Source organism: Bacteroidota bacterium (assembly GCA_016722565.1).
GTDB lineage: Bacteria > Bacteroidota > Bacteroidia > 2-12-FULL-35-15 > 2-12-FULL-35-15 > 2-12-FULL-35-15.
Genome location: JADKIU010000007.1, coordinates 106,273 through 128,590, shown reverse-complemented (window position 1 = coordinate 128,590; position 22,318 = coordinate 106,273). Strand labels below are relative to the sequence as shown.

Below are 22,318 nucleotides of genomic sequence, written 5' to 3'. Positions count from 1 at the left end.
TAAAAAATTAAAACACATGAAATACTTTACAACAGTGCATGATGTCAAAAATGTAAATGACTTGGTGCATGAAGCTTTAATTATTAAAAAGAATCCCTATGCTTTTTCTCAATTAGGGAAAAATAAAACAATAGGATTAATTTTTATGAATCCCAGTTTGCGTACACGTTTGAGTACACAAAAGGCAGCAATGAATTTAGGAATGAATGTGATAGTCATGAACATTGATAAAGAAGGTTGGGCGTTGGAGATGGAAGATGGAGCTATAATGAACGGGCAAGGTGTTGAGCATGTGAAGGATGCAGCAGCAGTATTAGGTCAATATTGTGATATAATTGGGATTCGCTGTTTCCCATCTTTGATTAACAAGCAGGAGGATTATGGTGAGAAAGTGTTGTTGAAATTCATGAAACATTGCCACGTTCCAATAGTTAGTTTAGAAAGTGCAACACTTCATCCACTTCAAAGCCTATCCGATTTAATAACGATTACTGAGAACTGGAATAAAAGTCGAAAACCGAAAGTTGTGCTTTCATGGGCTCCACATATCAAAGCCTTGCCTCAAGCTGTTGCGAATTCTTTTAGTGAATGGATGTGTGAAGCGGATGTAGAATTTGTGATTACACATCCTGAAGGTTATGACTTGTGTGAAGAGTTTACTAAAGGTGCGACTGTCCACTATAATCAGCAGGAGGCTTTAAGAGATGCCGACTTTGTATATGTGAAAAACTGGTCGAGCTATTCGGATTATGGAAAAGTAGTATCTACCAATTCCGATTGGATGCTTACAAATGAAAAACTTAAATCCACAAACATGGCCAAAGTGATGCACTGTTTGCCGGTAAGAAGAAATGTGGAGTTAAGTGATGAAGTATTGGATGGGAGAAATTCGTTGGTATTAGAACAGGCGAGCAACCGCGTGTATGCTGCACAAGCTGTGTTAAAAAAACTATTAGACGATAATTTTACTGTAATAGATGAATTGTTAGAAAATGAAAAAATTATACATTATTAAAATCGGAGGAAACGTAATTGATAATCCGATTGCCTTAGAGCAATTTTTAATGGAATTAGCTAAAATAGATGCGTTAAAGATATTAGTGCATGGAGGAGGAAAATTGGCAACTGAATTGGCGAAACGTTTGGGCGTTTCGCAGGCAATGGTGAATGGTAGACGAATAACAGATTCGGAGACATTAAAGATTACGACCATGGTTTATGCCGGATTGATTAATAAGCAGATTGTCGCGTTACTTCAGTCAAAGCAATGTAATGCCATCGGCTTATCTGGCGCTGATTTAAATTTAATTTCCGCAAAGAAACGGGAAGTGTTGGATATCGATTATGGCTTTGTTGGAGATGTTTTTACGGCTGGTGTAAATTCAAAGGCATTGAGTCAGTTTTTGGATAATCGCATTGTTCCTGTTTTCTCTGCAATTTGTCACGATGGAAATGGACAATTACTGAATACAAATGCAGATACGATTGCATCTGCTTTGGCAATTGCTTTGTCAGGGACCTATGAAGTTCAATTAAATTATTTTTTCGAAAAGAAAGGTGTTTTGGAAAATGTTGCTGATGAAGATTCTGTTATGAAGCTAATTACTAAAACCAAATATAAACAACTGGTATTGGATGGCACTATTTCAAAAGGGATGATTCCTAAGATGGATAATGCTTTTGATGCAATACAAAAAGGTGTGAGGTCGGTTGTGATCGCACATTCAGATGAACTTAAAAATTGTACTACGAATGAATACATTGGAACAACACTCACAGCTTGATAGAGTTAAAGTTGCAGCACTTAAAGTTGAAGCAATCGAATTGTTAAAACAATTGATTGTAATTCCATCGTTTAGCAAGGAGGAAAATCGAACGGCTGACCTTATTGAGCAATGGATGCAGGCGAAGGGAATTCAAGCATTCAGAAAGCAGAATAATGTCTGGTGTTACAATTCATATTTTGATAAAACAAAACCTACGATTCTGTTGAACTCACACCACGATACGGTACTACCGAATGCTGGTTATTCTATTGATCCGTTTAATTCGACAATTCGTGATGATAAATTGTTTGGTTTAGGAAGTAATGATGCCGGTGGTGCTTTGGTAAGTTTACTTGCAACTTTCTTGTATTTCAAAGATTATGAGCATTTAAACTATAATTTACTATATGCTGCAACAGGTGAAGAAGAGATTTCGGGGAAGAATGGTGTGGAACTTATTTTGCCGAAACTTGGAAAAATTGATTTTGCAATTGTCGGAGAACCAACACAAATGCAGTTGGCAATTGCTGAAAAAGGATTGTTGGTAATTGATTGTTTGGTAAAAGGAAAATCCGGTCATGCTGCTCGGGAAGAAGGTGAAAATGCCATTTACAACGCAATAAACATAATGAATTGGTTTCGTACATTTCAATTTCCGGTTGTTTCAGAAACACTAGGGCCCGTTAAAATGTCGGTAACAATGATACGTTCAGGAACACAGCATAATGTGGTTCCGGATTGTTGTGAGTTTACGGTGGATATCCGTACAACGGATGTGTATTCAAACAAAGATGTTTTAGCGATTATTCAGCAACATGTAGATTGTGAAGTCAAGCCTCGTTCATTGCGTTTGAACTCTTCTTTTATCGATAAGAATCATCCCATAGTGAAAGCAGGAATTAGTCTTGGTAGAAAAACGTATGGATCACCTACAAGTTCAGATCAGGAAGTGATGAATTTCCCAAGTTTGAAAGTAGGTCCGGGAGATTCTGCTCGTTCGCATACCGCAGATGAATTCATTTATTTGAATGAAATTGAAGCTGGAATAGAATTGTATATTAAAATGCTAGTTGAAATAATATGAAATTGTGGCAAAAAGAAAACAAATCAACTTCTGAGTTGATTGAAAAATTTACTGTTGGAAATGATAATCAATTAGATTTAGTAATGGCTGAATTCGATGTGAAAGCTTCCATTGCTCATGCGCAAATGCTTGAATCGATTGGCCTGCTTAGCAAAGATGAAAAGGATGCGATTCATAAAGAATTGGCTGTCATTTTAGACAAAATATGGAAAGGAAATTTTAGAATTCAAGATGGGGTGGAGGATATTCACTCTCAGATTGAATTGTTGTTGACGATGAAGCTAGGAGAAACCGGCAAGAAAATTCATAGTGGCCGTTCACGGAATGATCAGGTATTAACCGATATTAAATTGTATTTGCGTTACGAACTGAAGGAGATCAGTTCTTCTGTTTTAAAATTATTTAATTTATTAATAGACTTGAGTGATGCGCATAAAAATACATTGCTTCCGGGTTATACACATCTTCAAATTGCTATGCCTTCCTCATTCGGATTGTGGTTTGGTGCTTATGCCGAAAGTTTGGTAGATGACATGGAGTTGGTTCTTGCGGCTTACAATGTGACAAATAAAAATCCATTAGGTTCTGGAGCAGGATATGGATCCTCATTTCCTTTGGATAGAGAAATGACTACGAAATTACTTTCCTTTGAAACGATGAATTATAATGTGGTGTATGCGCAGATGACAAGAGGGAAAACGGAAAAGATTGTTGCGATGGCAATGTCATCTATTGCTGCAACACTTTCTAAATTGGCGTATGATGTTTGTTTGTATATGAATCAAAATTTTGCCTTTATTTCTTTTCCGGATGAATTGACAACGGGGAGTAGTATTATGCCACATAAAAAAAATCCCGATGTGTTTGAACTGATTCGAGGTAAATGCAATAAAATTCAAGCTTTGCCGAATGAATTAACGATGTTGTCAACTAATTTGCCGTCTGGCTATCACCGTGATATGCAATTGACAAAGGAAAGCTTATTTCCGGCTATAAGTGAGCTGAAGAGCTGTTTGGAAATGACTGAATTCATGATGGGGCAGATTCAAATTAGAGAAGGTATTCTGAAAGATGATAAGTACAATTTTTTGTATAGTGTTGAAGCTGTGAATGAACAAGTCTTAAATGGAATTCCATTCAGAGATGCCTATAGAAATATAGGAAATGCAATTGAAAAGAATGATTTTGATTCGGACTTTGAATTAAATCATACTCATGCAGGTAGCATTGGAAATTTATGCAATGATAAAATAAGAATGGAAATGGCTCTGAAGATATCTAAAATAGTGAGAAGTTAATTTATTTTATAAATAAATTTGGATAGTATTTATTTTCTCCATTATCTTTGTCGCAGATTAAAAACAAAATGACACTACATAATTTATATTTCTTCTTTCCATTTTATCCGGGTTCTTATACGGGACACCGCTTGGGAAGTAGTATGTAAATTTTAATAAACATAGTAATTACTCAAAGGCGAGTCCCGATAACATCGGGACTCGCCTTTTTTTATTCAATAATAAATTAAACAATAACAACATGCGTAATTTCAAAGTAGCAATTTTCGGTACTGCAGCTTCCTATCATGATTTGGCAGCGCAAAAATTTTATGGTCAAGAAGTAGAAGCAATCGAATGTTTTACATTCCGTCAATGTTGTGAATTGGTAAAAAACAATCATGCAGATTATGCTGTCATGGCCATAGAAAATTCAATTGCTGGTAGCATTTTGTCAAATTATAATTTAATAGACGAATATCAACTTCGAATTATCGGAGAGCAATATTTGAAGATAGAATTGAATTTATTGGCATTGGAGGGTGTAAGCATGACTGATATAAAGTACATTCATTCACATCCAATGGCATTGGCACAATGTTCTGAATTTTTGCAGAAACATTCCCATGTTACGATTGTGGAAGAAGGAGATACGGCCTCTTGTGTGAAAAAGATAAAAGAATTGAATTTGAAGAATACAGCAGCGATTGCAAATGAATTGTCGTCACTTGTTTATGGCGTTCCTGTGTTGTTTTCAAATGTTGAGAATAACAAACAAAATTTTACTCGTTTTATCATTTTATCCAAAGGAGACTCGAAACCGGAACATCCGAATAAGGCATCGGTTTGCTTTCGATTAAAACATGAAGTTGGATCATTGTCAGATGTGTTGAATGTTTTGAAACGCAATGGCGTGAGTTTATCTAAAATTCAAAGTGTTCCTGTTGCGGGAGAGCCTCTGGAATATTCATTTCATGCCGATTTGGAATGGGTACATCGTACCGATTTTCAAAAGGCATTAAAAAAGATAAAAGGATCAACTCGCTCTCTATCCGTTTTAGGTGAGTATATCAAAGCTAACATTGTTAATTAATAATTTTTCTAATGAAAACAACCTTAAATATCACACCTGTCTGTGATTGGCTTGAAGGAGCGAAACGTCCTCTTATTATTGCCGGACCATGTAGTGCAGAGTCGGAAATTCAAATGATAACGACAGCAAAAGGGATTGCTGAGATTAATAAAAAAATAATTTTCAGGGCAGGTATCTGGAAACCACGTACACGTCCGAATTCCTTCGAAGGTGTTGGAGGTATTGGTTTGGAATGGATGCAAGCTGTGAAACAAGAAACCGGTTTGCTAACGTCAACCGAAGTTGCAAATGCCGTGCATGTGGAGGCATGTTTGAAAGCCGGAGTGGATATTCTTTGGATTGGGGCAAGAACCACAGTTAATCCGTTTTCTGTTCAGGAAATTGCTGATGCATTAAAAGGTGTTGATATTCCTGTTTTTGTAAAGAATCCGATGACTCCTGACTTGCAATTGTGGTTAGGTGCATTGGAGCGAATAAACAATGCCGGCATTACTAAAATCGCAGCGATTCACCGAGGTGTATATTCATATTCGAACGCTGCATTTCGAAATGACCCGAGATGGGAAATGGCTATAGCGTTGCGAACGATTTGCCCGGATTTGCCTATTATTTGTGACCCCAGTCATATTTGCGGAAATATTGATTTAATCCCATATGTTTCTCAAAAAGCTTTGGATATGGATATGCATGGGTTGATGATTGAAACGCATTGCATGCCACAATTGGCATTGAGCGATGCAAAGCAGCAACTGAATCCTAACCAATTAGCAGGTTTGTTAAGTAAATTGGTTGTGCGAAAATCAAAATCTGAAAATGTTGAGTTCAAAAATAAATTGGAAGAACTTCGTGAATCGATTAATAAATCAGATGATGAATTATTGCAGATTTTAATGAACAGGATGCAGGTCGCTGAAAGAATTGGAATGTATAAAAAAGAAAATGATGTAACCATATTACAAGCCAATCGTTGGGAAAGTTTATTAAACGAACGGTTGAGTAATGCAACGATGATGGGGTTGAGCGAAGAATTTGTTAAGGCATTATACATTTTGATTCATGAAGAATCAATCCGAAAACAAACTGAAATTATGAACTAAAAATTTAATTATGAAAATTACAATTGTAGGCTGTGGAAATATGGGCTTGATCTATGCTCGAGCTTTTTTAAAGTATAACATCGTTTCAAAGGAAAACTTGTTGCTCGCTGAAAAAAATGAGGCCAGGAAAAAGAATTGGCGAATCTCAACATTGGACAAGTTTGTGTGGTAAATGATTCACGTATTTCGGAAAGTGATATTATTATCTTGGCTGTAAAACCACAGGATTTTGATGAGCTAGGTAAAGAGTTAAAACAAGTGCTCAAAAACAACATTCTTATATCGATTATGGCTGGAATGAAGTTGGAGCGAATTGAAAAAACACTCAGTCAAAAATTTATTGTTAGGGCGATGCCCAATTCTCCTGCTGAATTAGGAATGGGAATGACTGCTTTTACAAGTAGCAAATCCTTGTCGATAGAGCAAATACGCAAGGCTGAAAATTTGTTATCCACCACTGGAAGAACCGTTTTTTTTGAAAATGAAAATTTGTTGGATGCTGTTACAGCATTAAGCGGAAGTGGTCCTGCTTACTTCTTTTATGTTGTTAAACAAATGGTTGAGGCTGGTAAAGCAATGGGGTTTGATCAACATACGTCCGAAATGTTGGTCAAGCAAACCATGTTGGGTTCGTTTCATTTGTTGAATACGGCTGATAAATCATTGGATGAGCTGATTAAGGCCGTTGCCTCAAAAGGTGGAACAACAGAAGCGGCATTGTCTTTTTTTACTGAAAATCAAGTGGGTGAAAATTTGCAAAAAGGGATTATTAAAGCTAAAGAAAGGGCAAGTGAATTATCTCGATAATGTCAATTTATAAATGTAGGAAGTGTAGCAAAGATGGTCTATGCAGAGGACTGAAAATTCTTTGATGTTGGTTCGATACCAACCGCTTCCACTCAAGAATGGTATTCAGCTTATGGTATTGTAAAATCAATCAGTGTATTTACATTTTGTGTTCCTAATGCTCCGAGTGTAAATGTATTCGTTAGATTACTACTCATCCAGTCGCCTGAAGAGAATGTTCCATCTCCATTAGCATCGTAAAGGGAATATAAATAATAACTTCCTGGATGCATGTAGTTAAATGTAAATGCATTGTCGGTTGATGCTAGAAAAACATAACGCGAGCGGTATTTTAATTGTGCTGGGAGATATGTGAATCCTGAAAACAATGGCTGCGTTGTAATCATAAGAAAAACTTTTTTGACAGGATCGGGAACGTGTGTGCCATCAAAACTGACATTTACATTTGTTTTTCCTAAATAGGGTTGTGAAGCTTCATCGTAAGGGTCTGTACTCGAATTGTAGTAAATAGCTTCACTTACAGCATCAAAGGTGTTGGAAAAATCTTTTACCATTTGCTTTTGTGGAAAACTAAATGCAGTTATTGCCGGTTGTGCGGATGTGTTATCTTTTAATTGTGCTCTCCAAAGCATGTGCGTTTGTGGCGAGGAAAGTGTGTTGTAAACGTTTGTATACACATGAACAATCAGACTGTCGTCTTTAAATAGTACGTTTGTATACACACGATTTTGCCCGGCTTTAAAATCAGAAAACCGGTAGAAATAGTTATTTGTTGTTTCTGAAACGCTATCAATTACAGCGTATGCAATACGCTGAGATCCGGCAAATCCTCCTCCGTTACGAAAGGCCATTTTATAGGCTCCGTCATGTTTTACAATAAAGAAACCCATTAGAATATTATTGACAGAATCCAATTCATTTTTTGCTGAAACTTGTGCCGCTGAAACGGGTCTGAAATCTACAATCCATTCAGGATAGCTTCCCAATGCAGTGGTGGATGTTACAGGTCCGTTCCAAATACCCGGTAGCCGAGAAAGGATATTGTAGCCGGTAACGGTTGTGCTTGCATCTATACCTCCCGAACCACTCACTGGTGGCGGTGTTTCTTCTGTGTCTTTTTTGTCTTTACAAGATGTAGAAAAAAGGGAGAGGACCAAAGATAATCCAAGTACTATGTTGACAGTTGTTTTCATGTTTACAATTTGATACTTAAAAATAGCAAAAAAATCCCGTAAATTTGAATGATTACAAAAAATACTCGTATGACAAGAATCAGTTCCATCGAAAACTATCATCAAGAATATAAACGAAGTGTAGAAACACCTGAAACTTTTTGGGCAGAGCAAGCAGAAACATTTTTTTGGAAGAAGAAATGGGATAAAGTTTTGGATTGGAATTTTAAAGATCCGAAAATTGAATGGTTTGTGGGTGGTAAATTAAATATCACTGAGAATTGTTTAGACAGACATTTGGCAACACGCGGAGATCAGGTGGCTTATTATTGGGAACCAAATGACATAAATGGAAACGCTGTATCATTCACCTACAAACAGCTGCATGAGCAAGTGTGTAAATTTGCAAATGTATTGAAAAGTAATGGAGCTCAAAAAGGTGATAAAATTTGTATTTACATGCCAATGGTTCCTGAACTGGCCATCGCACTTTTAGCTTGTGCACGAATAGGTGCAGTACATTCCGTTGTATTTGGTGGCTTTTCCGCAGCTGCACTTTCAGGAAGGATTCAAGATAGTGATTGTAAAATTGTTGTTACAACTGATGGAGCCTATCGAGGAGCAAAAGATATTCCGATGAAAGATACTGTGGATGAAGCACTGGAAATTTGTCCTTCTGTGAATAAAGTCATTGTATTGGAACATACTCATTCGAACATCCGTGTAAATCCTGAACGTGATGTTTTTTGGAAACAAGAAATGGAAAAGGTGAATGGTGATTGTCCGGCTGAACCCATGGATGCGGAAGATATGTTGTTTGTTTTGTATACCTCCGGTTCCACCGGTAAACCAAAGGGCGTTGTCCATACGTGTGGTGGTTATATGGTATACACACAGTATACGTTTGAAAATGTGTTTCAATACAAAGATAAAGAAGTGTATTGGTGTACAGCAGATATTGGCTGGATTACGGGGCATTCTTATATTGTGTATGCTCCCTTGTTAGCAGGTGCAACATCCGTTATGTTTGAAGGTGTTCCAACGTATCCGGATGCAGGACGTTTTTGGAATGTGATTGATAAATACAAGGTGAATATTTTTTATACTGCTCCAACTGCAATCAGAGCTTTGGAAGCAGCAGGTTTGGATTTTGTAAAACCGTATCAATTAAATTCTCTTAGAGTATTGGGAAGTGTTGGTGAACCCATCAACGAAGAAGCTTGGAATTGGTACAACGAAAATATTGGGAAAGGGAATTGCCCAATTGTGGATACATGGTGGCAAACAGAAACGGGTGGAATGTTGATTTCTCCAATTGCAGGAATCACAAAAACAAAACCTGGTTTTGCAACTTTGCCTTTGCCTGGGGTGCAACCAATTTTAGTTGACGATAAAGGAAATGAAATTATTGGAAACGGTGTAGAAGGGAATTTATGTATTAAATTTCCTTGGCCTTCGATTATCAGAACAACATATGGTGATCATGAACGTTGCCGTACAAATTATTTTGCAACTTATCCTGGTTTATATTTCACAGGAGATGGTTGCAAACGCGATGAAGATGGATATTACCGGATTACCGGACGGGTGGATGATGTAATGAATGTGAGTGGGCATCGCATAGGAACGGCAGAAGTGGAGAGTGCAATTAATATGCATGCAGATATTGTGGAGAGTGCCGTGGTTGGTTACCCTCACGATATCAAAGGACAAGGGATTTATGCATATGTGATTTGTACAAATAAGAATAAAGATATAGATGCATTGCGAAAAGAAATTTTAGCTGAAGTCACCAAGGTTATTGGTCCGATTGCAAAACCTGACAAAATACAAGTAGTAAGTGGTTTGCCCAAAACACGTAGTGGCAAAATTATGCGAAGGATATTACGCAAGGTTGCAGAAGGAGATGTATCGAATTTAGGAGATACGTCTACGTTGCTTGATCCTTCAGTAGTTGAAGAGATAAAAGCGGGTGCAATAAAGTAAGTTTATTGTGCAAGAATAATCAGCGGTTTCAGAAAATTTGTTTCGTCATCTGCAACTTTTAAGAAATACATTCCAGGAGCAATGTTTTTTGTATCGATAGAAACAATGTGTTCGCCCATTGAATAATTTTCTTTCCCTTTTTCTAAAATTGTTTGTCCGAATACATTCATGATTGAAAGCCTTAGATTCTTCGAATGTGTTAATGAAAACGAAACGTTTACATGCTCATTAGCCGGATTTGGAAACAGATGAAACATATTTTCAATGGAATGTAAATCTTCTACTCCTGAATTCACATCTAAATTTATATCATCGATATAAACATTGTTTCCACCACTGGAAGTATACACAAATTTGAAACGGAAGTTAGATGTCATATAAGATCCGGGGATGTTCGCTACACCCTGTTTCCATTCACTAGATGAAGAAGGAGTAAATGGAGAACTTGTTATTGAAGCTGTTTCTAATGCTGTTCCAACTAAATTTAATCGTTGAATCCAAGTGGTGTTGCAATTGCTGGTAACATACACTTGCAGTCGATCATTGCTACTGGAATCTTTTTTAGCATAGGCATATTTAAAGCTGATGTTCAGTGAAGTTGCTCCGGTGAGGTTAATAATATTGCTAAACAACTCATCTTTGGTATTCATGGTGTTGTTAAAGTTGTTAAGCATTACCGATGTTGATCCAGTAACAGCTGCTGTGTTTGTCAGTTGCCAAGCATTGATGGTGTCAAAGCTACTTGAAAACCATTCCAATCCATCTAACGAAGGAGTCGCTTCAAAGCTTTCCGAAAAAGGATAAACAGTACCGGTAGTTGGCAAAACAGAAATAAAATTCGATTTTGAAATTTCTGCTGTATCACTTCCATTCACTACTTTTAATGTGACATTGTATTTTCCTGGTGAGGTGTAATATACTAAAGGGCTTGCGAGTGTCGATGAAGAAGGAGTTCCTCCGGGGAATGTCCAAAAGATAGTTGTAAACGAACCATTGTAAGAAGTGTTGGTGAAGGATATAACATCGCCTGCACCCGAACAAACTACTCTTTTGTTACTTGTAAATTCAGCTTTGCATAAAGGTCCAGGGAGTGTATCAACACCGGTTGCAATTAAGTTGGCAGTTTGCCATAAATTATCTCTTCCGGCAATGGGAGAGTTGAGACAGGCTTGCATACGGGCTTTTTGTCCGAACGTAAACATGCGGTTACAATAAGAATAGTCCATTGTGTTTTGAACATTATCAACAGGATTTAAGCACGATGCACCAGATAAATTACAGCTCGTCCAGCCGATTGTTGGTGGTGTGTCTGCTACTAAATCGTCAATGCTGCAATCTTTAAAAGGATCTGCGCAGGGATAATAATAAAAGCCCGGGACATTGTTTCCTCCCCAGATGTGCTGTAGATTCAAATAGTGTCCGCATTCATGGGCAAATGCAACCGAACGTGTATAATTGGATGTTCCGATGGTTCCCACGTAGTCGTGTGCAATAACGATTCCATCCCAAGCCGGTATCGAATCCGCATCAGCAGGCCATACACAGTGTCCCGCTAAACCTGCCGCATTTTGTACAATATAAACGTTCAGATATTTATTCGTTGGCCATTGGATTAATGATTTAACGGAGTGGTCGCCAACGGTTGTGAGTGAGGAAGCAATTCGATTGATTCCACTGGTGCAGTTTCCGCTGGGGTCAAGTTGTGCCAAGCGAAATTCAATGTCGCAATCGGCATGAAGTGGTTTAAAGGCAGCAACGATGGAGCCGGTATCAGCCAATTGTTTTCTGAATGTTTTATTTAAAACATCCAGCCCGTCTTTTATTTGTGCATCGCTGATATTTTCTGCTCCGTAGTTATGTATTACATGGAATACAACGGGGATAATATAAGTAGCGGAACTTGTTCTATTTGCATAGAAGTCGTTCACAAACTTTTGGGTAAATGCCTCTAGTTCAATATCACGTTTAATAACAGCTTCCGCGATTTTAGGGTTTTTCTGAAGTGTAGAAATTCGCAGTTCATCTGCCCCACAATATTTTAACGGTTCTTGTGAAAAAAGATTTAAGATAGATGAAACGGACAAAAGAGAAAGTAGTAGTTTTTTCATGGAATAGCATCTAGATACTACAAACTTAAGGATTAAAATCAGTTGGGAAAAGTATAATTTATAGTTAATGGGATGCTTTAAATTAGATGAATAAAGTCCACGAAAGTTGGGTTTTGAGTTCGAATGGCATGATATTTCAAAAAAAACGCCAAAATATCTTAAAACTTTGGTTATTATTGAATAGTGCGTTATCTTCGTTTCTTAATTACAGCCGTGTCAGATAGTCTAGTTATCATACCAACCTACAACGAAAAGGAAAATGTTGAGCGAATGATTCGCAAAGTATTTTCCTTGTCTGTTCCGTTTCATTTATTAATTGTGGATGATGGTTCCCCGGATGGAACAGCAGATATTGTTAAGCGATTGATGGAAGAGTTTTCTGGTCGTTTATTTATTGAAGAACGGAAAGGCAAATTAGGGTTAGGAACAGCTTATATTCATGGATTTAAGTGGGCATTGCAAAGAAAATACGAATATATATTTGAAATGGATTGCGATTTTTCTCACAATCCCGATGATTTAATCCGCTTGCGTGAGGCCGCTGTTAATGGGGCGGATGTGGCAATCGGTTCCAGATACATTGAGGGTGGAAAAATTGAAAATTGGCCCAAAGGTCGAGTGTTGATGTCTTACTATGCTTCGGTTTACGTTCGCATGGTGTTGTTTGTTTCAATTCGCGATACTACAGCAGGATTCAAATGTTACAGAAGAAAAGTGTTGGAGCGTATTAATTTTGACGATATTAAATTTGTAGGTTATGCCTTTCAAATAGAAATGAAATATACTGCCTATAAATTAGGATTTAAAATTGTGGAAGTGCCGATTACTTTTACAGATAGAGTAGAAGGAGCTTCTAAAATGAGTAAAGGGATTTTCAAAGAAGCATTTTGGGGTGTTTTGCAAATGCGATTTAAAAAAATAAAATAGAGCTCTTTTTAAGGAGCTTTTTTATTAATCAGAAAGATGAAAAGAACAATAATAAAAAATGTCAACATCGTTAATGAAGGGAAAGTCTTTAAGGGCGATGTATTGATTGAAGGAAAGTACATTAAAAAAATTTCGGAGTCGGAAATAAATGATCCTGCAGATGTACTAATAGATGGTACTGATCAGTATTTGTTTCCGGGATGTATAGATGATCAGGTTCATTTTCGTGAGCCGGGTTTAACACATAAAGGTGAAATTTATACAGAGGCAAAAGCAGCTGTTGCAGGTGGTGTAACCTCTTATATGGAAATGCCAAACACGGTTCCGAACGTATTCACGCAGGAGTTACTTGAAGATAAATACAAACGTGCATCAGAGGTTTCGTTGGCGAACTACTCCTTTTTTATGGGCGCTTCTAACGATAACTTAGAAGAAGTGCTAAAAACAAATCCAGAAAATGTTTGTGGTATTAAAGTGTTCATGGGCTCTTCTACTGGAAATATGTTGGTAGATAAACGTGAAACATTGGAAGGTTTATTTTCCAAATGCAAGATGTTGATTGCAACGCATTGTGAAGATGAGGCAACAATCAGACATAATATGCAGGTATACAAAGATAAATATGGAGAAGATGTTCCTGTGGAGGCACATCCGGTCATTCGAAGTGAGGAGGCCTGCTACAAATCGTCTTCTTTGGCAGTTGAGTTAGCAAAGAAGTACAATTCAAGATTGCATATTTTGCACATTTCCACAGCAAAGGAATTGGAATTGTTTGAAAATAAAACATCACTAAAACAAAAAAGAATTACAGCAGAGGCCTGCATTCATCACCTTTGGTTTTCGGATGAAGATTATAAAACAAAAGGAAATTATATCAAGTGGAATCCGGCTGTGAAAAAAGCAAGCGACAGAGATGCAATCCTAAGAGCAGTATTAGAGAATAAAATTGATGTGATTGCAACTGACCATGCTCCTCATACAATTGAAGAGAAGGAACAAAAATATTTTAAAGCACCATCAGGTGGTCCGCTTGTTCAGCACGCTTTGGTTGCAATGATTGAAATGCACAAACAAGGAAAAATAACATTGGAACGTATTGCGGAGAAAATGGCACATGCTGTAGCAGATTGTTTTCAAATTGAGAAGCGTGGATATATTCGTGAAGGTTATTTTGCTGACTTAGTTTTGGTAGATTTAAATGGTAGTGAAACAGTTGACAAGTCGAATATTCTTTACAAGTGCGGTTGGTCGCCTTTTGAAGGGGTTACTTTTCACTCAAAAGTTAAATACACATTTGTCAGCGGCCACTTGGTTTATGAAAATGGATATTTTAATGAAGAAACAAAAGGTGAGCGTTTAACATTCACAAGATAACATCGTTGTATGGCAATACTCTATACCTTCCTTCGCCCTTTTGTATATGTTAGTTTGAATGTTTATTATCGGATAGATATTAAAGGCTTACAAAACATTCCCCTGAATGAACCTTTTGTTCTTGCTCCGAATCATTCAAATGGTTTTGTTGATCCGGTATTGTTGCCAGTGTACTTGCGTCCGAAAGTTCGTTTTTTTGCAAGAGGAGATGTTTTTAAAGGCAAAGTTGCGAAATGGGTTTTGAATCAAATGAATGCAAGTCCGATGTACCGCATGCAAGAAGGGTATGCCGAAATTAAAAAGAATGACAAATCATTTGAAGAATGTCGAAGATTGCTTACCTCAAATAAACCATTGTTGATTTTTCCTGAAGGGTTATGTGTTCAACAGCGCAGAGTTCAACCTTTAAAAAAAGGATTGTCGCGCATTGTTTTTCAAACATTAGAATCCATCGACTATTCCAAAGATATTCTGGTTATTCCGGTTGGACTTAATTTCCAGGAAGCACCTCGTTTTAGAAGTAAAGTTTTTGTTGATGTAGGGAAACCGATTTCAATTAAATCATTCGAGGAAAAATATAAAGTAGATAAAGTTCGAGCAATTAATGAGTTTACAAAGTTGCTGGAAGAAAAGATGAAGGAAAATGCCCATCACATCAATGCAATTGAAAATGATGGATTGGTTGCCGAAATGGAGGAAGTGTATACGCATCAATTGCTGAAAGACAAAAAACTCGACTCTTCAAAGTTGGAGAACCACCCGATTGCAAGCAGTGAAATTATTGATATGGTAAATGTGTTGGATGTAAAGAAACCGGAAGTGCTGGTGCATTTGAAGGGATTGTTGCACTCGTACACCAGATTGTTGAAGGCAAACAATCTTCGTGATCATTTGCTAAGAGAGGAGAGTATCAATAAAATGAATTTCGGAACATTTCTATTGGAGTATTTTATCATTTATCTTGGAATGCCTTTTTATTTTATTGGTTTGTTATTGAATTATCCGCCCTATTATTTGGCGAAAAAATTAGCCGATAGTAAAGTTAAGAAAAATGAATTTTATGCTTCGTTCAGAGCCAATCTTTCTCTGATTTTTTGGACGATTTATTTTATCATTCAATTGTTGATTGTTGCGCTTGTTTATAGAGATTGGTTGCTTCTGGGTCTTTTTGCTTCAACCGTAATTTTGAGCGGAATTTTTACAATCAAATTTTATCCGGTAATGAAAAAAATATTCGGGCGTTGGCGACTGTTGCGCATGGTGCGTAAGGATAAAAAAACAGTAGAATCAATGGTGAATATGCGTGCGGATGTGATGAAGGCATTGGCCGATGCGAAACAATTGTATCTTTCTTTAACAACTAAATAGCGTTTCATGAAATTTGGAAGTGTTGAGTCGATCATTGGAATAGATTTTACTTTACCGAAAGACCACGCAGATACCAAGCAGGTTTTGGGTGGTAAGGAATTTAAGAAATTTGAAATAGCTGTCGGTTGTGCGAAATGGAATAAAACGGACTTAAAGAATTTTTATCCGAAAGGAACGAAAGACGAGTTGGCCTATTATTCAACACAGTTTAATAGTATTGAGTTGAATGCTACATTTTATCAAGCTTATGGCAAAGAACAGTTTGTAAAGTGGAAAGAAAAAACACCTAAAGGATTCAAGTTTTTTCCTAAAATTCCTCAAACTGTCAGCCACCTGAAACGATTAAATGAAATGAAAAATTTGACGGATGAGTTTTGTTTGTCCGTTACTGGGTTGGAAGAAAAGTTAGGAATGATTTTTTTACAAATGCATGATAATTTTAAACCAAAGGATTTCGATCGTTTGGAGAAATTTGTAAAGGAGTTTCCAAAAAAACACTCCATTGGCTGTTGAATTAAGAAATGCAGAATGGTTTAATGTAAAATCGGATTTTGAGAAGGTGTCAGAATTATTTAAAAAGTATCAGGTAACCAATGTAATTGTTGATACAGCCGGAAGAAGAGATATTATTCACATGCGACTAACTACACCTGTTGCATTTATTAGATATGTTGGTGATAATCATGGTTGTGATTACTCGCGTTTAGATCCTTGGGTGGAGCGAATAGCAAAATGGAAAAAAGAAGGTTTAAAGGAATTGTATTTTTTTCTACACCAAAACCATGAATTAGAATCCCCGCTTTTATCTGCCTACTTTATCGAAAAATTGAATAAGAAATTAGGACTAAAATTACATATTCCTGAAAAGCCTGTTGCAATTAAAAAATCGGATAAGAATCAAAGCAGCTTGTTCTAACTGCCATAAGGGGAGAACAGAAAATCGATTTGAGTGTCAATATCGTAAAGCATAACAAAGCTTTTGCTTTCCTTTATACAAAATGGTTCAATCAAACGAATAATATTTTTGTACCCTTCTACTGTTAAATCACAAAAGAAGGTTTGATTATCCATCGTTATAATTCCTTCATCCGTTTCGGAAAGGTGCAATACTAATTTGCAATTCATGTGTTCAATAAAGTCAAGTGTCAATAAGTCTAAGGACTTATTTTGATTCACAAGGTTGTTTTGAACGGCATCTCTGAATTGGATTGCTTCGGATTTGTCGAAATGAAAGAGGCGAATCACTTGATCTCCATACTCATTAACTTCATCAAGGAATTCTAGTTTCATAATTTATTTTTTACAATATTTTTTTGATTCTTCAATCGAATATTTCTTTTCCAAATCTACATCATTCATCCCTTTTTTATTTCCCCAGGAGAATAGCCATTCAAAAAAGGGAAGCATTTTGTTTGTTTTAATTTGCTCAAGAAAATAAACTTCATGTTCTTTTTCTTTTATTCCCATTTCGTAAAGCACTTGATCATGTTCTTTAATTCCGATGGAATGAAACATATGCATCATTCTGAAATACTCGCAAACATTACCGCTTTCCAGTCGACCCGCAAAATAAAAGGGCATAAACCAGCCAATTACATAACAGCTTCCAGAGATAATTTTCCCGATAACATGAAATCGGAATTCGTAAAATCTTGAAACAGGGATTGCATACTGTTCCATAATTTTCAGAACTTCTTCTCGGTGATTCCATTCATCCAGTTCAATCTGACGGATTGCTTTTTTCTCTTCTGCATTTTTTACTGCACCAGCATGGCCTTGATAGGCGAAAGCTGCAGCTTTTTCAGCTGAGTATGCTTTTTTCAATAAATCAATCAGTTCAGGATGCTGAATTTTCATGTTTTTATTTTTTAAGCTCCATCATCTCATAAATCACTTCCGATTTATTTACGCCATCGTATTGAATGATGATGTTTGTATTCCTTTTTTCAATGGTATTTGTGTCGATAAACTTTCGATAATCAAAATGTACTGGAAGAATAATATATCTGTATTTGTGATGATTTAAGTTGTTATCTGAAATGAGTTTACTTTTTTCACTCCTTTCTATTTCATCGATATAAAGAGTCTGTGGTTTTACCTTGTGGTGCAAGTAGTAATCAATCGTGATTAACTCTTTTAAGATTAGATCATCAGGATGAGCAATAGCAACGAATTCATGAAGGATATCATAAATGTCATTTAAAGAGAACTTGTGAAAATCTCTTTTTGTTTCAAAATGCAGTCCCAAACCTAATAAAAAGTCAAAAATTGAGGACTTTTCGGTTATGTACTTTAATGTATTCGGGGCTCTTTTTTTATTCCAATACACTTCTAAAGCATGCTCTACTACTGTTATTTTATGCAGTTGTTCCTTACTGAGATAATTGCTCTCAATGATTTGATAAGGTGGATTCGGGTCGAATTGAAAACCATGTTGTTCGTATTTATTTCGGAGAGGCGTTCCTTTTAAAAACTTTAGGAATCCTAATTGCAATTCGGGGGCATATAATTTAAATACTTCCTCAAAACTGTATTTAATGTCTTCCCAATAATCCAACGCTAAGCCAACAATTAAATCAAGATGCATCTCGATTTTATGATCTAATTGTTGGATGATACTTTTCGTTTTTTCAAAATTTTGTTTTCTGCTTACTTCCAGATTCGCTTTTTGATTAACTGTTTGTATCCCAATTTCGAAACGGAAGAGACCTTTTGGAACATGTTCATCAATGAATTTAATAATTTCAGGATGCACAATGTCGGCAGTAATCTCAAATTGGAAAACATTGCCTGGTTGGTGATGTTCCAAAATAAATTTGAAAATATCAATTGTAAAATCTTTTTTGATATTGAACGTACGATCTAAAAATTTAATCGTTCTGCCATGTTGCATTAAATACAATAAGTTAGATTTGATGTTATCATTAGGCAGATAACGTACTTTATTATCCAAACTGGCTAAACAAAATTCACATTTATACGGGCAGCCTCGCGATGTTTCGATATAACAAACTTTGTTATATAATTCTTCCGGATTGTCGTTAATATAGGGATTGATAGTAGCAAAATGTTTAAGGTCAAACATCGGAGGAGCAGGATTTTCTGTTGCTTTTCCTTCTTTTTTCCATACCAATCCCGGAACCGTTTCGATAGCAGGAAAGTGAGAAAGGAATTCTGTGAAAGGGATTTCTCCTTCTCCTACAATGATATAGTCAATTTCAGGAAGTGAAATGATGTTTTCATACTCGTAGCTAACTTCTGGGCCGCCCAAGAGTATTTTGCAGTTTGGGTGAAGTTGTTTAATTTTTTTTGCAACATCAAGTGTTGGAGTGATGTTCCAGATGTAGCAACTGAATGCAACAACATCATATTTGCTACAATATGTTGCAATTTCGTCTTTGTCTTCTTTAATGGTAAACTCTTTCCAGTCTAATCCCTTGTTCTCCTTATTCAATTCGTATAACAAACGAATTGCCAGGTTCATGTGGATGTATTTTGCGTTGAGTGTTGTGAGTAGTACTTCCATTCTATCTACAAATGTAAGGTATTCTTTTCTGGATTAATATTTTATGAGTAATTTAACATCTTTAATATTTATATGAAAAGACAATTGAAAATATCTTTTATCTTCCTTCTTATTGTGTCTTCCTTCTCTGTTTTTTCTCAAACAGAACGGCCTCTTGTTCATTTTAATGATTTGGTTTTTAAGAACGATTCTGAAAAAAATGCTTTTACTCAATTTGATAATTCCGGGGACAAAGCAGCCTCTTTTGACCTATTGTTTGCTTCGTATGATGATTTACAAAATGGAGATAAAGTAGCAGCTTTAAATAAGGTTGAAGCTTGTGTTGCAAGTCTTAAAAAAATTATATCAGATAAGTCGGAGGCAAAAAAAGTGAAGATTATTTATGAATATGTGCACAAAGAATTTCTCAAGGTTTATAAATTAAAAAATAGTTTTATAGATATATTCGAAACCGGAGAGTATAACTGTGTTTCTGCTTCTGCCTTGTATGCTATTGTTTTTTCAAAGTTGGATATTCCTTATCAGATAAAGGAAACACCCACACATGTTTACTTAATCGCGTATCCGAATTCCAGCAAAGTTTTGATTGAAACCACCTCTCCTGCAAAGGGCTATTATCAGTTTAGCAATAGTTTTATTACTAAATATGTAACCAATCTTTATAATTCAAAAATCATCACCAAGGAAGAGTTTGAAACAGTTTCTGTCAATGATTTATTTAACAAATATTATTTTACTTCTGATAATATTTCGATACATGATTTGGCAGGTTTGCAGTATAGTAACTTTGCAATTTATTTTATGGACGACAATGATCTTCAAAAAGCAAAGGAGCATATTAAAAAAGCCTACTTTCTATTTAGAAGTGATCGACATCGTTATCTTTTAAAAGCAACATTATTGGCTTTAATAGACAAGAATGGGTACGAAAAATTTGACAATGTTTTAAATCTGGCAATGTTGTGCCGTTTTAACAATTTAAAAGATAAAGAGTTGAGTAATGATGTGATTGGTTATCAATTTGAAGAATTGTTGAATACACAATTGATAAAGAATTCTGATTATGATCTATTTGATAAGTCGTATGAGAAAATCAGTTCAGAAATACAAGATTCTTCATTAAAAGGGGATATTACTTATGGTTATCATTATGAGTTAGCGCGGTTAGGGTATTTAAGTTCTAAAAATCAAGAATATCTTCTTAAGCATTTGTCTGCAGCATATGCATATAATCCATTAAATGCAAACTTGAGAGCGCTTATCATCGGTGCGTACGAACGCGCAGTTCAAAATTTTAATGATTCTAAAAGTATTATGGATGGATCTGAAATTTATGTCAAAACATTTGACTTCTTTGAAGAAAATGAATTTTATATATCCGTAAAACTAAATTGCATCCTTGATTTGGCATATCGCAGTTATTATTATAGTGATATGGTGAAAGGTGATGCTTATATCAAGGAATTTGAAACGTTAATTAAAAAGAAGGAAGGCGTTACGGCTACTGCCAATTTTGTTGAAAAAGCTTATTCTCAGGGTGCAACAGAATACTACAAGCGAGGGAATTATGGTAAGTCGAAGCAATTGTTAAAATCAGGATTAATTTATGCTCCCAATAGTTTTGGTCTACAACAACGTTTAAAGCAGTTCGATTAATAATTATTCGCGGCTACTGTAATGGTTTTTGTTTTGAGGAGGGTGTTTCCCATAGAAGTTTTTCGATACGCTCCTATTTTTATGTTTTCCAGAACAAATCCTCCTAAGTTGACTTTATATTCCAGAATAAAATCATTTTTTGTTCTGTCAAGTGGATAGACACGAACAGGGTAGTTGTCGGAATCTTTATCCGCCATCACATATACTTCATCATCCGGCTGAGGATTTTCAAGAGAGATGTAGTATTGCAGCTTGTTTTCTAAGAGTAAACGGTTGCGTTCAATGACATTGATTTTAAAATCAGTATTTAATTTTTCTCCGCTTTCTGTCCACTCTTCCGTTCCTATTGTTTGAGTTCCGTTGTGATAAACGGTTGTCATTTTTGGCTTCCCATTGTTATAAAAATATTCTTGTTTTCCTTCCATCTCTCCCTCTTTATAATTCAATTTTTTTAATACTCGGCCTGTTCGATACGTATAAGTAATGGATGGACCATCTAATTCGTCATCTTTGAAATTGATTTCTTCATATACTTTGCCTTGTTCATTAAATTTTTTCCAGGTACCTTCTTTTTTGAAATCTTTTAGAATTTGGATGTATTTCAGATTTCCATTCTCATGATAAAAAAAAGAAGTATCCGTCAGCGTATCATTTTTATAACGTTGTTTGATGCTGAGTGTTCCGTTTCTGAAGTATTCCTTTAGTTCTCCAATTCGTTTTCCGTCTTTGTATTCAACAACTTGTTTCACAATTTTTGAATTTGGAAAATAGACGGTTTTAATACCATCCTTCCCATCAAATTCGTTTGAGCAGGCAGTAAGAAAGACGAATGTTACAAAGTAAAGAAAGCAAGGCTTTAAAAACATATGATTAATTTATAACCCATTTATAATGGGTGTTTACTTCTCAATATAAATTCAATTTGGACAAATTTAGTTTATTAATCGCTTTTGACGATTAGCCGTTTAATAAATAAATCAACCGTTTGAAGATTTAAGATATGCATTGGATATGTATAAAAATGGTATCCTATGTTATTGATTATTAGTTGTTTGTGGCTTTATTCTGCCTTTAGGA

At 35.8% G+C, this 22,318-nt stretch carries 17 protein-coding genes, 1 tRNA gene and 2 pseudogenes; 14 read left to right on the top strand and 6 right to left on the bottom strand.

The annotated features are described in order from the left end of the window. Positions 1 to 16: 16 nt before the first annotated feature. The 8 genes and pseudogenes from IPP64_15285 to IPP64_15250 all read left to right on the top strand — a co-directional run bounded on the left by IPP64_15285 (position 17) and on the right by IPP64_15250 (position 7,215). Positions 17 to 1,015, top strand: coding sequence for an acetylornithine carbamoyltransferase (locus IPP64_15285; protein ID MBL0330728.1), 999 nt, complete (start codon positions 17 to 19; stop codon positions 1,013 to 1,015). Beyond that, positions 993 to 1,784 carry an acetylglutamate kinase gene (argB, locus tag IPP64_15280; protein MBL0330727.1) on the top strand — a complete coding sequence of 264 codons (792 nt, stop codon included), beginning with the start codon at positions 993 to 995 and terminating at the stop codon, positions 1,782 to 1,784. The genes IPP64_15285 and argB overlap by 23 nt, the downstream gene beginning before the upstream one ends. Next, on the top strand, positions 1,753 to 2,850 hold the full coding sequence (locus tag IPP64_15275) for a M20 family metallo-hydrolase (GenBank protein MBL0330726.1): 1,098 nt from the start codon (positions 1,753 to 1,755) through the stop codon (positions 2,848 to 2,850). Before argB ends, IPP64_15275 begins: the two co-directional genes overlap by 32 nt. Continuing rightward, entirely contained in the window at positions 2,847 to 4,148 is a 1,302-nt protein-coding gene (argH, locus tag IPP64_15270; protein ID MBL0330725.1) for an argininosuccinate lyase, read from the top strand. The genes IPP64_15275 and argH overlap by 4 nt, the downstream gene beginning before the upstream one ends. A gap of 241 nt (positions 4,149 to 4,389) precedes the next feature. After that, on the top strand, positions 4,390 to 5,220 hold the full coding sequence (locus IPP64_15265; GenBank protein MBL0330724.1) for a prephenate dehydratase: 831 nt from the start codon (positions 4,390 to 4,392) through the stop codon (positions 5,218 to 5,220). Positions 5,221 to 5,231: 11 nt separating this feature from the next. Continuing rightward, complete coding sequence (locus tag IPP64_15260) at positions 5,232 to 6,317, top strand: bifunctional 3-deoxy-7-phosphoheptulonate synthase/chorismate mutase type II (protein ID MBL0330723.1); 1,086 nt, start codon at positions 5,232 to 5,234, stop codon at positions 6,315 to 6,317. Positions 6,318 to 6,327: 10 nt separating this feature from the next. Beyond that, positions 6,328 to 7,124: pseudogene (locus tag IPP64_15255) on the top strand (pyrroline-5-carboxylate reductase). Between the two features lie 18 nt (positions 7,125 to 7,142). Further along, positions 7,143 to 7,215: transfer RNA gene (locus tag IPP64_15250), tRNA-Phe, on the top strand. A 19-nt stretch (positions 7,216 to 7,234) separates the two neighbouring features. Here IPP64_15250 and IPP64_15245 read toward each other — a convergent pair. Further along, a complete protein-coding gene (locus tag IPP64_15245; protein MBL0330722.1) occupies positions 7,235 to 8,317 on the bottom strand; it encodes a hypothetical protein in 1,083 nt (360 codons plus the stop codon). 69 nt (positions 8,318 to 8,386) lie between these two features. Between IPP64_15245 and acs the strand changes: the two genes are divergently transcribed. Then, a complete protein-coding gene (gene acs / locus IPP64_15240) occupies positions 8,387 to 10,282 on the top strand; it encodes an acetate--CoA ligase (protein ID MBL0330721.1) in 1,896 nt (631 codons plus the stop codon). Positions 10,283 to 10,284: 2 nt separating this feature from the next. Here the strand turns inward: acs and IPP64_15235 are convergent, their stop codons facing one another. Next, entirely contained in the window at positions 10,285 to 12,390 is a 2,106-nt protein-coding gene (locus tag IPP64_15235; GenBank protein MBL0330720.1) for a T9SS type A sorting domain-containing protein, read from the bottom strand. 213 nt (positions 12,391 to 12,603) lie between these two features. Between IPP64_15235 and IPP64_15230 the strand changes: the two genes are divergently transcribed. The 4 genes and pseudogenes from IPP64_15230 to IPP64_15215 all read left to right on the top strand — a co-directional run bounded on the left by IPP64_15230 (position 12,604) and on the right by IPP64_15215 (position 16,975). After that, complete coding sequence (locus tag IPP64_15230) at positions 12,604 to 13,317, top strand: polyprenol monophosphomannose synthase (GenBank protein ID MBL0330719.1); 714 nt, start codon at positions 12,604 to 12,606, stop codon at positions 13,315 to 13,317. A gap of 36 nt (positions 13,318 to 13,353) precedes the next feature. Beyond that, positions 13,354 to 14,691, top strand: coding sequence for a dihydroorotase (locus IPP64_15225; GenBank protein MBL0330718.1), 1,338 nt, complete (start codon positions 13,354 to 13,356; stop codon positions 14,689 to 14,691). Between the two features lie 9 nt (positions 14,692 to 14,700). Further along, the gene (locus IPP64_15220; GenBank protein ID MBL0330717.1) at positions 14,701 to 16,059 is read left to right on the top strand and encodes a 1-acyl-sn-glycerol-3-phosphate acyltransferase; all 1,359 of its coding nucleotides are present in this window, start codon (positions 14,701 to 14,703) and stop codon (positions 16,057 to 16,059) included. Between the two features lie 6 nt (positions 16,060 to 16,065). Further along, positions 16,066 to 16,975 (top strand): annotated as a pseudogene (locus IPP64_15215) (DUF72 domain-containing protein). Here the strand turns inward: IPP64_15215 and IPP64_15210 are convergent. From IPP64_15210 to IPP64_15200, 3 genes are read right to left on the bottom strand one after another with little or no spacing between them, the layout of a single operon-like run. Continuing rightward, positions 16,972 to 17,349, bottom strand: coding sequence for a hypothetical protein (locus IPP64_15210; protein MBL0330716.1), 378 nt, complete (start codon positions 17,347 to 17,349; stop codon positions 16,972 to 16,974). The pseudogene IPP64_15215 and the gene IPP64_15210 sit on opposite strands and share 4 nt — an antisense overlap. Positions 17,350 to 17,352: 3 nt before the next feature. Continuing rightward, positions 17,353 to 17,916, bottom strand: a complete 564-nt coding sequence (locus IPP64_15205) for a ferritin-like domain-containing protein (protein ID MBL0330715.1) — start codon at positions 17,914 to 17,916, stop codon at positions 17,353 to 17,355. Between the two features lie 4 nt (positions 17,917 to 17,920). Beyond that, positions 17,921 to 19,585: a DUF4080 domain-containing protein gene (locus tag IPP64_15200; GenBank protein MBL0330714.1), complete on the bottom strand. Its 1,665-nt coding sequence runs from the start codon at positions 19,583 to 19,585 to the stop codon at positions 17,921 to 17,923. Between the two features lie 72 nt (positions 19,586 to 19,657). Between IPP64_15200 and IPP64_15195 the strand changes: the two genes are divergently transcribed. Further along, positions 19,658 to 21,241, top strand: a complete 1,584-nt coding sequence (locus IPP64_15195) for a hypothetical protein (protein ID MBL0330713.1) — start codon at positions 19,658 to 19,660, stop codon at positions 21,239 to 21,241. On the opposite strand, the gene IPP64_15190 is transcribed toward IPP64_15195, so the two are convergent. After that, positions 21,238 to 21,990, bottom strand: a complete 753-nt coding sequence (locus IPP64_15190) for a toxin-antitoxin system YwqK family antitoxin (GenBank protein MBL0330712.1) — start codon at positions 21,988 to 21,990, stop codon at positions 21,238 to 21,240. The genes IPP64_15195 and IPP64_15190 overlap by 4 nt on opposite strands. Between the last annotated feature and the right edge of the window lie 328 nt (positions 21,991 to 22,318).